The sequence below is a fragment of the Neisseria sp. HMSC03D10 genome (assembly GCF_001807625.1).
GTDB lineage: Bacteria > Pseudomonadota > Gammaproteobacteria > Burkholderiales > Neisseriaceae > Neisseria > Neisseria mucosa.
Genome location: NZ_KV789588.1, coordinates 1 through 12,311 on the forward strand (window position 1 = coordinate 1; position 12,311 = coordinate 12,311).

The following is a 12,311-nucleotide window of genomic DNA, read 5'->3' on the forward strand; positions in this document are numbered from 1 at the left end:
CTGTCCTATTTTGATTTTAATTGACTATATATAGAAAGCGAACCGTGGGAGCGTTGTTTAAAACGATATGACCGCGAGCACACTTTCTTCTACGCTGCCACGCCATATTGGCAGGCGGTAGGCTACGATAGCGCTTTTGATTGGTCCCAATACGAGCTGCTGGCTAAGGCAATGGCGGAGAGTAAAGGCAAGGTCATGTTGTCCATCAATGGCCACCCTGATCTCAGGGAGTTGTTTAAAGATTTTCGTATTACTCAACTGGAGTTGGCTTATACCGTAGGCAGAGATAAGACGGGTAAAACTAGCGGCGAATTGGTTATTTGTAACCGGTAAAAACAAAAGCGACGTTTCCGTCGCTTTTCTTATTTTCTGCTATCCGATATATAGTGCAAAAGCTGTCGCAACTTTTAAAACGTACCGAGTGCAAAAGTTAATGCAACAAAGTGCAAAAGGCGGAGGCTTACAAATGTTAATCTTTTAAAGCCTGTTCCGCGGCATTGCGGACTTTATCGGCAGCCGCTTCGATTTCGAATGAAACAACTTCGGTGGCGCTTGTAGTTTCAGTCGGTGCGGCAGCTTCAGGGGCTTGGATTGGTAGGCGCGCCAAAACAGTGCGCACGCCGGTTACTTTGTCGCCGATGGCAACTTGTGCCTGCGCGTCAACCGGCAGGTACATATCGACGCGCGAACCGAAGCGGATAAAGCCGTAGCGTTCTCCGCGCGCCAGTTTCTCGCCTGCTTTGGTGTAACACAAAATGCGGCGGGCAACCAAGCCTGCGACTTGGACGAAGGTGATTTCGCGACCTGACGCAGTGGTCGCCAGTACGGCGTTGCGTTCGTTTTCGGTACTGGCTTTGTCCAAATCGGCATTGAGGAATTTGCCTTTATTGTATTCGACGGCGGTTACGGTGCAGTCGGCAGGCGATTTTTGCGAGTGGACATTAAAGACGTTCATGAACACGCTGATTTTCAACGCTTCGGTATCACGGTAAGGATCGCGCGCGCGCTCGACGACGACGACGCGTCCGTCAACGGGGCTTAAAATCTCTTCGGGATCTTGCGGAATTTCGCGGGAGGGGTCACGGAAAAATTGCAGGGCAAATACGGTGAAAATCCAAAACGGTAGCGACCACCAGCCGCAGCAGGCAGATACCAGCAAACTCAATACCAAACCGCCGCCGATAAACGGCCAGCCCTCGCGGGCGATAATCGGGTGGGGGTACAGACGGTTCATAAGTCAATCCTTTTCTATTCAAATTTTATTCAAATCGCCGCCATTATAACGGAATCCGATACGCTTTTAGCGGTTTCGCCCGGTTTTCGGACGGAATGCGAAAGAAGGTCGTCTGAAAACCTGTCTCCTCAGCTTTTCAGACGACCTCCCGCAATCTGAAACCCAAGCGAAAAGTGTTACAATAGCCGTTTTATTTTAGCCGCTTAAGACAGTCCGACCATGTGTAACCACCATCAGCAAAACGACAGCAAAACTCCCCACTTAGAAGCCCGCGACAACGACACCATCCGCATCCGCGGCGCGCGCACGCATAATTTGAAAAACGTCGATTTGGACATTCCGCGCCACAAGCTGGTGGTAGTCACGGGACTGTCGGGCAGCGGCAAGTCGTCGCTGGCGTTTGACACGCTATATGCCGAAGGGCAGCGGCGTTATGTCGAGAGCCTGTCCGCCTATGCGCGGCAGTTTTTGCAGATGATGGACAAGCCCGATGTCGATTTGATCGAAGGCCTGTCGCCCGCGATTTCCATCGAGCAAAAATCCACCAGCCACAACCCGCGTTCCACCGTCGGCCGGTAACGGAAATCCATGATTACCTGCGCCTTTTGTACGCCCGCGTCGGCACGCCGTATTGCCCCGAACACAATTTGCCGCTGTCGAGCCAGACCGTATCGCAGATGGTCGATGCCGTGTTGAAGCTGCCGGAAGACACGCGCGTGATGATTCTTGCGCCGGCAGTGCGCGAGCGTAAGGGCGAGTTTGTCGACTTCTTTGCCGACTTGCAGGCGCAGGGTTTTGCGCGGGTGCGCGTGGACGGCGAAGTCTATCAGTTGGACGAAGTGCCGAAGCTGGAAAAAAACATCAAGCACAATATCGACGTGGTCATCGACCGCGTGAAAGTGAAGGCGGACATCAAGCAGCGGCTGGCGGAAAGTTTTGAAACCGCGCTGCGCCACGGCAACGAGCGCGCGCTGGCGATGGAGATGGACAGCGGCGAAGAACATTGGTTTTCCGCGCGTTTCGCCTGCCCCGTGTGTTCGTACAGCCTGCCCGAATTGGAGCCGCGCCTCTTTTCGTTCAACAACCCGATGGGTTCCTGCCCGACTTGCGATGGCTTGGGCAACACCAATTTCTTCGACCCCGAAAAAGTGGTCGCGCATCCCGAATTGTCGCTGGCAACGGGCGCGATTGACGGCTGGGACAAGCGCAACCAGTTCTATTTCCAAATGATTCAATCATTGGCGCGGCATTACGGTTTCGATGTGCAGGCTGCTTGGGAAACGCTACCTGAAAAAGTAAAAAAAGTCGTGTTGCACGGCTCTGGCAAAGAAATCATTGATTTCACTTACCTATCCGAACGAGGCACTACCTTCAACCGCAGCCACGCCTTCGAAGGCATCATCCCCAATCTCGAACGCCGCTACCGCGAAACCGACAGCGAAACCGTGCGCGAAAAACTGCGCGAATACCAAAACCACCGCGCCTGCCCGAGCTGCAGCGGCGCACGTTTGCGCAAAGAAGCGCGCTACGTTTACGTCAGCGGCGAACCGTTGCACGAAGTCTCCGCTTGGCCGTTGACCAAAACCCACCAATTCTTCGAAACGCTGGATTTGGACGGCAACAAAAAACAAATCGCCGAAAAAATCCTCAAAGAAATCACCGAACGGCTCGGCTTTTTGATTAACGTCGGGCTGGATTACCTGAATCTCTCTCGCTCCGCCGAAACCCTCTCCGGCGGCGAAGCCCAGCGCATCCGCCTCGCCAGCCAAATCGGCAGCGGCCTGACCGGCGTAATGTACGTTTTGGACGAACCCTCCATCGGCCTGCACCAGCGCGACAACGACCGCCTGCTCGCCACCCTCAAACGCCTGCGCGATTTGGGCAACAGCGTGATTGTGGTCGAACACGACGAAGACGCCATCCGCGAAGCCGATTTCGTCGTCGATATGGGTCCCGGCGCGGGCGAACACGGCGGCAACGTACTGATTGCCGACACGCCTGAAAACGTCGCCAAATGCGAAAAATCCGTGACCGGACAATACCTCAGCGGCAAAAAATCCATTGCCGTGCCGTCTGAACGCACGCCCGTCAATCCCGACCGAATGCTCGTCCTCAAAGGCGCGCGCGGCAACAACCTCAAAAACGTAACCCTCGAACTGCCGCTCGGTTTGATTACCTGCATAACCGGAGTATCCGGCAGCGGCAAATCCACCCTGATTAACGACACCCTCGCCAAAATCACCGCCCGCGAACTCAACCGCGCCCAAGAAGAACCCGCCCCATACGACGACATCCACGGCCTCGAACACCTCGACAAAGTCATCAACGTCGACCAATCCCCCATCGGTCGCACCCCGCGCTCCAACCCCGCCACCTACACCGGCCTGTTCACCCCCATCCGCGAACTCTTCGCCGGCGTGCCCCTCTCGCGCGAACGCGGCTACAGCGTCGGCAGATTCTCCTTCAACGTCAAAGGCGGCCGCTGCGAAGCCTGCCAAGGCGACGGCGTGATTAAAGTCGAAATGCACTTCCTGCCCGATGTGTACGTCCCCTGCGAAGTCTGCCACGGCAAACGCTACAACCGCGAAACGCTCGAAATCCAATACAAAGGCAAAAACATCAGCCAAGTCCTTGACATGACCGTCGAAGAAGCCCGCGAATTTTTCGACGCCGTCCCCACCGTATCGCGCAAACTGCAAACCCTGATGGACGTAGGTCTGGGCTATATCCGCCTCGGCCAGTCCGCCACCACCCTCTCCGGCGGCGAAGCCCAGCGCGTCAAACTCGCCTTGGAACTCTCCAAACGCGACACCGGCAGAACGCTCTACATCCTCGACGAACCCACCACCGGCCTGCACTTCGCCGACATCGCCCTGCTGCTGGAAGTCATAGGTCGTCTGAAAGGCAAAGGCAACTCGATTGTGATTATCGAGCATAATCTGGATGTGATTAAAACCGCGGATTGGATTGTGGATTTGGGGCCGGAAGGTGGTGATGGCGGGGGGAGGATTATTGCTTCAGGTAGCCCTGAGCAGGTGGCGAAGGTTAAGGGGAGTTATACTGGGAAGTATTTGAAGGTTATCTTGTAATATATCAAAATTATTACCAAATTCGTATTTTCAAAATATTTAGGAGCTTGAAATGACAAAAAAGGTATTTATCAGTTATAGCCATAAAGACGAGGCATTCAAAAATGAATTGGGAAATCATTTATCCTCTTTAAAACGTCAGGGATTAATCGATATTTGGCATGATCGTTGTATCAATCCAGGGGAAGAGTGGAAAAGTTCAATTGATGACAATCTAAATACTAGTGATATTATTTTATTTTTAGTTAGTTCAGATTTTCTAGCATCTAATTACTGCATGGATATAGAAGCAAAACAAGCTATTAAACAGCATGAGGAACATAGATCAGTACTAGTACCAGTTGTTGTTAGATCTGTACGTTGGCACAATGAAATGTTTAGCAAGTTCCAAGCATTACCCAAGGACGCAAAGGCAATTTCATCTTATCCTGACCGGGACTCAGCATGGTGCGAAGTAGTTGATGGTATTGGAAAAATTCTGGAAAATTTAAAAAAAAAAGAAACTGCACTAATAACACCAAATGAGGAAAAAATAAAAGGAGTGAATTTCTCATTTCTATTAGACATGAATAAAACAGATATTCAGTTATCCCACAGAAGAATTGATAATATAAATTTATCTGATATTTTTATATATCCTGATATTTCCACATTGTATCCAGAAAGTGAGAATGGTATTTTAAAATCAATAAAATCATCAAAGGATATTTTCCAATCTCCAAGTTTTTCAATTATATTTGGAGAGGAACAACAAGGAAAAACTAGTTTATTAAAACAGGAATATATTGATCTATGCAAGAGGGAAAAATTTCCCTTATATTTACATTCAAATGACATAAAAAGTTCAGATACTGAATCTATTATCTCAAAATTACTTGAAAAACAATATGATAATTTAACATACAAGGAATATATTAAATTAAATGATAACGTAATTTTAATTGATGACTTCCATCTATGTACACTAAATACAAAAGCTAAAGATAGACTTATAAAGTCGCTTCAAGATCATTTTTCATGGATTATTATTACTGCCAACGATTCATTCAAGTATATTGTACCTGATATTCAAAATTTAGATAATTTCAATCGTTATGAGCTTAAATTATTTGGATATCAGAGACGTGAAGATTTGATTAGAAAATGGGTATCGCTTGGTATTGAAGAATCAATTAGTGAAAGTGAATTATATAATAATGTTTGTGATATAAGTGAAAAATTAAAAGCAGTAATAAGTAATAATATTGTCCCATCCAAACCTATCTATTTGATTATATTTCTTCAAATGCAAGAAGCAGCTACCACTCAGAATTTAGAACTATCATCTTATGGACATTATTATCAGCATTTAATTTATCAGTCTTTTGAAAAAGTTAATATTGACAAGAAAAAGTATGACAAATATATGAATATTCTTTCCGAGTTAGCTTTCTATTTATATAAAGAAAAACATTCACTAGACGACAATAAATTAGAATCTTTTTTTAAGGAATATGAAAATAATTTCATTTTAGATAACCCTCAAGAAATTATTTATAATCTTGAAAAGTGTTCAATTCTTAAAAGATCTGATGAAGGCATATCTTTCAAATATCCTTATATATTCTATTTTTTTGTGGGTAAAAAAATCGCTGACTCTTTACATGATAATAATGATGATACAAAAGAAATATTTTTCAGAGTACTTGATAAACTATACAAAGAGGATAATGCTAATATATTAATATTTATTACTCATCATACAAAAAATCCTTGGGTTTTAGAGGAAATAAATAAATACTTACTTAGCCTATTCAATCAAAATGAACCTGCAAAATTAACACGAGCTGAACTAGGATTTATGTCTGAATTCATTTCTAAAATACCTGATTTAGTTATTGAACAACGAAATATTACGAATGAAAGAGATGAATACAATAAAAAGCTCGATAATTTTGAAGAAAGCAAAACTGAAAAAGATGATGATTTTGAAGATAATCTTTTATCAAATATTAATAAATCATTTAAAGCAATGGAAATTGCTGGGCAAATTATTAGGAATAGATATGCAACAATTAGAAAAAATGATTTAGAACATCTAGCTGAGCAAGGTATATCAACAGGTCTTCGTTTTTTACATTATTTCATAGAGCTTTCCGATAACTTTAAATCTGAAATTATTGATATGATACAAAAAACTTTGTTAGAGCATCCATCTTTAACAAATACAGAAATAGGTAAAAATGCAGAAAATATATATCTACAGATCACTTATGGTATTATTTATAGCGTCTTACAGAAAATAGCATCATCAATTGGATCTAAAGATGCATGGGAGATCTATAAAATATTAAAAAACAAAAATAAAACTCCTGCATATTCTCTAATTTATCAAGCCATAGATTTACGATTTAATAATAGAATTTTAGATATGCAAAATTTGAAGGAAACGTATAATGAAATTGAGACAAGCCCAGTATGCATTCGAATATTGAGAGAAATAGTAATTCAGCATACCTATATGTTTCCTGTAGATTTCAGGAAAAAACAACAATTATCGTCAATGCTTAACCTGGATATACAACAACAAACATTAATGGATAAAAATAAGCGTTCTAAAGGATAAGTACATTCACAAGCTGTAGCTTGATGCCAAGCAACCGCGTGTATACTGCACACACACACGGTTGCTTGATTGGCGGTTCTCCGTTTCAACTTTTAACTTTGTTAAAACCTTAAACAACAAACCATTCCTTCTCCAACGCTCAAACCAAAAACAAAAATCCTATGGCGTGTTATCGCAGAAACTTCATTGCCGGCGACACATTCTTTTTCACCGTCAAACTCACCAACCCAAAATCGCGCCTGCTTGTCGAACATATCGACTTATTGCGTGCGGCTTATGTGGATGTGCAAAAACAATATCCCTTTGAAACCGTCGCCGTATGCGTACTGCCGAACCATATTCACGCCATTTGGACGCTGCCGCCCGACGATGCGGATTATTCCCTGCGCTGGCGGCTGATTAAAACCAAATTCTCCGCACATTTCCCTCGTGCTGAGGACCTGTTCGCCAGCAAACAGCGGCGGAACGAACGCGGTATTAGACAGCGGCGTTTTTACGAACACACCGTGCGCGACGAAACGGATTCGCAACGTTGCGCGAACTACATCCATTTCAATCCCGTCAAACATGGATTGTGCGGCAATGTCCGCGATTGGGCATTTTCGTCGTTTCACCGTTATGTACGGGATGGGTGGCTGCCGTTAAATTGGGGCGGAAAAAAAGAAACGGCGGTAATGAGTTTTGGAGAGTGAATGCTATAAAAACCTATCCACCGCGTGCGGTACGCACGCAAGTAGGATTTAAATCATCTGTAGGTCTAGGCACAAATAAGTCTGCACAATTTAAACTCAACAACAAAAACCAATATATACTATACATATATATAATTAACTACTTTAAAGGTCGTCTGAAAACCAATTTTGAGTTTTCAGACGACCTTTACTAATTTTGGGCAGCGGATACGGTTGTTTAAGAGCTGATTTCCTCCAGCGTCCTGCCTTTCGTTTCTTCGCCCAATATCAAAACGACGGCGACAATCAGCATCATTACGCCGGCGAACATCATGAATATATTGCCGAATCCGCCGCTGCCGCCGACCATTTTGGCGACCACCATAGGCGCAAGGATGCCGCCGATGCGTCCGATTGCGCCCGCCCAGCCGGAGGCGAAGGCACGGAAGCGGAGGGGGTAGAGTTCGGGCGTGTAGGTGTATAAAACGCCCCATGCGCCGAGGTTGAAGAACGACATCAGGCTGCCCCATGCCATGACTTCGGCGGCGCTGCTGCTTTGTCCGAAAAACCACGCGCAGACGGCGCAGGCGGCGAGAAAGCCCGCCAAAGTCGCTTTACGCCCGATTTTTTCCACCAATGCCGCCGCCGCGATGTAGCCGGGCAGTTGCGCGACGATCATCACCAGCACATATTCAAAGGTTTTGACCACCGTATTGCCTTGTTCGACCAAGAGTTTCGGCAGCCAAGTAAAAATGCCGTAATAGGAAAAGACGATGCCGAACCAGACCAGCCACAGCATCAGCGTGCGTCGTGCGAAAGGCTGTTGCCATAGTTGTTTGAAGCGGATGCGCTGTTTTCTCTGTTGCGGCGGTGCTATGGCTGTTGCGACGGGCGTAATCCCCGCTTCTTCTTCCAAGCGGCTGACCAGCCGGTGCGCTTCGTCCGTTTTGCCTTGCGAGAGTAGGTAGGGTACGGATTCGGGTATGAGTTTCAACACCAGCGGGATATACAAAATCGGCAGCGCGCCGATTAAAAATGCGCTGTGCCAGCCGAATTTTGGGATAAAGAAATAGGAAGCGAGTGCGGCGGCAAGCCAGCCCAAGCCCCAAAAACTTTCCAGCAACACGATAAACCGACCGCGTACTTTCGGCGGGGCGTATTCGCTGACCAAGGACACCGCGACGGGAAGCTGTCCGCCCAGTCCTACGCCGACAAAGAAGCGGCAGGTAAGCAGTGTTGCAATGTCGGGTGCAAAGGCGCATAGGCCTGTCGCCGTGCTGTACACTGCCATCGTCCCCGCAAAAACGGTTTTCCTGCCGAAGCGATCTGCCAGCCAGCCGCTCGCTACCGCCCCCAGTGCCATGCCGATAAAGGCGATACTGACTATCCAGCCCAGTTGCGCAGGCTGCAAACCCCATTCTTTGCCCAATGCGGGCAATATAAACGACACGATGCCGGTATCCATCGCGTCAAACAGCCAGCCAATACCGACCAATACCAGTAATTTGTAGTGGAACCTGCCCGGCGGCAATGCTTGCAGGCGGGAAAGAATGTCCATCTTGATTCTCCTTTGGGGTTTTGAGGAAACATATATAGCAGATTCGCTTGGTTTTTGATACGGTACCTGCCAGCGGCTGTCATTCCCGCGCAGGCGGAAATCCGTTGGAAACTTTGAAAAAACGGTTGCCGAAATTCAAAATTGGATTCCCGCCTGCGCGGGAATGAACGGCATGGATGCTTTTGATTTGGACTTACAGTAGAGTTTTTGCGAAATTGGGTGTTACCGGAAAGCAGACCTAGTGCTTGAGCGTGTACTGAAAACGTCTGAGGCCGTCTGAAAATTTTCAGACGGCCTTTTTCTAAACATCCATCCTGTTTTGCGCCCAATATTCCCTTACTCGCGCTTTACCGTCCGCGTCCAAACGGCGGTAAAGGTTGATGACTTTGTCGGCGGAGATGGTGTTTTCCGGCTGCGCCGCGCCGAACAGGGAGCGCACATAATCATCCGCCGGATGGTTTTGAATATCCTGCGGCGTATCGACCTGCACCAGCCTGCCTTGGTGCATCACGCCGATGCGGCAGGCGAGCTTGGCGGCTTCGTTCATGTCGTGGGTAACGAAAACGATGGTGGTGCCGAGTTTTTTGTGTATCAGGGAAACCGTTTCCTGAAGGGAAGCGCGGGCGAGCGGGTCGAGGGCGGAAAAGGGTTCGTCCATCAGCAGGATGTCGGGTTTGGCAGCGATGGCGCGCAGGATGCCGATGCGCTGCTGTTCGCCGCCTGAGAGTTCGTGCGGATAGCGGTTTAGGTAGGTTTCGGGCGGCATACCGACCAGCTCGAGCAGTTCGTTCACGCGCGATGTGCGCTTCGGTTTGTCCCAGCCCAAAATGTCGGGCATCAGTTCGATATTCTGTCGCACGGTCATAGTGGGGAACAGGGCGATTTGTTGCAGCACATAGCCGATGCGGTGGCGCAGCCCGCGGATGTCGTAATCTTTGATACGCCTGCCGTTGAAATAAACATCGCCGTCGGTCGGCTCGGTCAGCGCGTTAATCATGCGCAGCGTAGTGGATTTGCCGCTGCCCGAACCGCCCACCAACACGAAAAACTCGCCTTGGTAAATGGTGAGGTTCAGTTCGTTCACGGCGGTGTGGCTGTCGTAGCGTTTGCTGACGTTTTGGAATTCGATTAAGGGGGTGTTGTGTTCAGGCTGCATCATAAATATCCTTTGCAACTTCGACAAAGCGGCGCGGCTCACGTTCCAACAATTTCGGCAGGTCGTCTGAAACGGCGGCAAGTTCGCCTTTGGCAATGGCGGTGTAGGTGGAAACCCATGCTTCAATCTGCCAGTCGGGCGTGTCAGGGTACGCGGCTTTGCGGCTGGCAAAGGCTTCTTCCATGGTTTCATTGTGGTAGCGGTGCGGTTTGCCGGTGATTTCGGTTAAGACGGCGGCTATTTCAGCGAAGTTTAATGCTTGGGAACCTGTCAGCGTATAGGTCTGATTGTCGTGGCGGTGGTTGTCGCATGCGATGTCGGCGATGACGTTTGCCGCCGCTTGGGCGACATCGCGCTGCGAAACGCAGGCAACGCGCCCGTCGTCGGCTGGGCCTGCGATGATGCCGTCTGCGTTGGCAATCGTTGCCATCATCTCACTGTAAAAATTGTCGCGCAGAAAGGTGTAGCGCATATTGGTTTGTCGGATCGCATTTTCAGTAACCGCATGGGTGCGCGCCAGTGTGAAGGTGCTGTCCAACGCCGCCTGTGCAAAAGAGAGATAAACCATATGTTGCACGCCCGCTTCCGAAGCAGCCTGCACCAAAGTCAAATGCTCTTGTTCGCGCGTCGGGCTCTCGGCAGCGGACACCATAAACAGCACCTCCACCCCGTTTAACGCCTACTTGGCAAGCTCCAAATCGTCATAGGCAAACCGCTGCGCTTCGCAGTTCGGCAGAACGGGCGCTTTGGTGGGGTTGCGCAGCGGCAGGATAAGCGGCAGACCGCGTGTGTTCAGATGACGGGCGACCATGCCGCCGATGTTGCCGCTGGCGCCGGTGATGGCGATGTTCATGGGGAACTCCTTGGGAAGTGGAGAGAAATAATAGGGGAAGGGTAGCTGAAAAAGAGGCTTTAGGGTAGACGGGTTTTCAGACGACCTTCGAATCACAGAACTCATTTCTCCCGTTTCTGCTGCATCAGCCAGTCACGGGAGGGTTCGATCAGGTAGGCGTAATCAAACGAATACATATGCTCCGCGCCTTTGTGGGTGGTGTTTGCGGGAATCACCGTATTCGGCGTGAAGCGGATAAAGTTGATGCGTCTGCCTTGGGCGAGCATTTGTCGGACTTTTGCGTCTTGTTCGGACTGCGGCAGTTTGGCGGAAAACTCGGTTTCGGCGTAGGCGACTTTGTTTTGTTGCAGCATTTCGCCGACTTGCGCCATGCCTGCCGATGCCTTAGGGTCTCCGGCGGAAACGGTATAGATGAATTTCGCCTGCGCCAACGGTTTCAACACGTTGATGTCCCATTGGCTGCCGACGAACATGGAAGCGGCAAAAAGATTCGGCTCGATGCTGTTGAGATAAAAGGAAATCATGCCGCCCATGGATTGGCCTGTGGTGTAAACGCGGTCGGTGTCAATCGGTTTTTCAGCCATCAGGCTTCTGACAAGGCGCGGGGTCATGCCGACTTCGTCCGTGGTTTGCCATTGGTCGTTTACCGCCGTTTCAGTGTAGGACGGCACGAGGACGAACGCGGGGTGTTTCGCCTGCGCTTCGTCGGTTGCCCAAATAATGCCGCCGTAGCCTTGCATTAGCGGGGCTTTCACACCTTTGCCTGCGGTGCTGGCATCAGCGATGAACATCACCAGCGGGTATTTGCGGCCGGGTTCTAGGTTTTTCGGCGTGTACAGGTTGTACTGCATTTCTTTACCCGTTTGCGGGTCTTTGAAGGTCAGCACTTCGAAACGCGGGGCAATTTGCTCGCGCAGGGCGAGCAGGCGGCTGTCGTAGGCTTTATCCGCGCCGCCGTACTGTTTGTCCCAAACGGGATTTTGTGTGCTTTGGGCAGCGGGACTGTTTCCAGCGGTGTTTTGCGTGGCAGTGCAGGCTGCCAGCAGCAGGCCGGCGGCGATGACGGCGGCGGTTTTTTTCATGAGATTACTCCTTAAAAGGTTGAGGGAAATAGTTATAGTGGATTAAATTTAAATCAGGACAAG

General features: G+C 48.8%; 8 protein-coding genes and 1 pseudogene. 3 read left to right on the forward strand and 6 right to left on the reverse strand.

The window, feature by feature from the left end; all coding sequences use genetic code 11:
• Positions 1–469: 469 nt before the first annotated feature.
• Positions 470–1,234, reverse strand: coding sequence for a phosphatidylserine decarboxylase (locus HMPREF3066_RS09220; protein WP_070442382.1), 765 nt, complete (start codon positions 1,232–1,234; stop codon positions 470–472).
• Positions 1,235–1,453: 219 nt separating this feature from the next.
• On the opposite strand from HMPREF3066_RS09220, the pseudogene uvrA reads away from it, so the two are divergent.
• The 3 genes and pseudogenes from uvrA (at position 1,454) to HMPREF3066_RS09235 (ending at position 7,620) form a co-directional block, all read left to right on the forward strand.
• Positions 1,454–4,323 (forward strand): annotated as a pseudogene (gene uvrA, locus HMPREF3066_RS09225) (excinuclease ABC subunit UvrA).
• A 52-nt stretch (positions 4,324–4,375) separates the two neighbouring features.
• On the forward strand, positions 4,376–6,928 hold the full coding sequence (locus HMPREF3066_RS09230) for a TIR domain-containing protein (RefSeq protein ID WP_070442385.1): 2,553 nt from the start codon (positions 4,376–4,378) through the stop codon (positions 6,926–6,928).
• Positions 6,929–7,089: 161 nt separating this feature from the next.
• Entirely contained in the window at positions 7,090–7,620 is a 531-nt protein-coding gene (locus HMPREF3066_RS09235; protein ID WP_070442389.1) for an REP-associated tyrosine transposase, read from the forward strand.
• A gap of 217 nt (positions 7,621–7,837) precedes the next feature.
• On the opposite strand, the gene HMPREF3066_RS09240 is transcribed toward HMPREF3066_RS09235, so the two are convergent.
• The 5 genes from HMPREF3066_RS09240 to HMPREF3066_RS09255 form a co-directional block, all read right to left on the reverse strand.
• Positions 7,838–9,157: an MFS transporter gene (locus HMPREF3066_RS09240; protein ID WP_070442392.1), complete on the reverse strand. Its 1,320-nt coding sequence runs from the start codon at positions 9,155–9,157 to the stop codon at positions 7,838–7,840.
• Positions 9,158–9,458: 301 nt separating this feature from the next.
• Positions 9,459–10,316, reverse strand: coding sequence for an ABC transporter ATP-binding protein (locus tag HMPREF3066_RS09245; protein ID WP_070442395.1), 858 nt, complete (start codon positions 10,314–10,316; stop codon positions 9,459–9,461).
• Positions 10,303–10,980: an NmrA family NAD(P)-binding protein gene (locus tag HMPREF3066_RS09250; RefSeq protein ID WP_321178930.1), complete on the reverse strand. Its 678-nt coding sequence runs from the start codon at positions 10,978–10,980 to the stop codon at positions 10,303–10,305. Before HMPREF3066_RS09250 ends, HMPREF3066_RS09245 begins: the two co-directional genes overlap by 14 nt.
• A gap of 12 nt (positions 10,981–10,992) precedes the next feature.
• Positions 10,993–11,166: an SDR family oxidoreductase gene (locus HMPREF3066_RS13625; protein WP_321178931.1), complete on the reverse strand. Its 174-nt coding sequence runs from the start codon at positions 11,164–11,166 to the stop codon at positions 10,993–10,995.
• Between the two features lie 101 nt (positions 11,167–11,267).
• Positions 11,268–12,248 (reverse strand): carboxylesterase family protein, encoded by a 981-nt coding sequence (locus HMPREF3066_RS09255; protein ID WP_070442399.1) that lies wholly within the window; start codon positions 12,246–12,248, stop codon positions 11,268–11,270.
• Positions 12,249–12,311 lie beyond the last annotated feature (63 nt).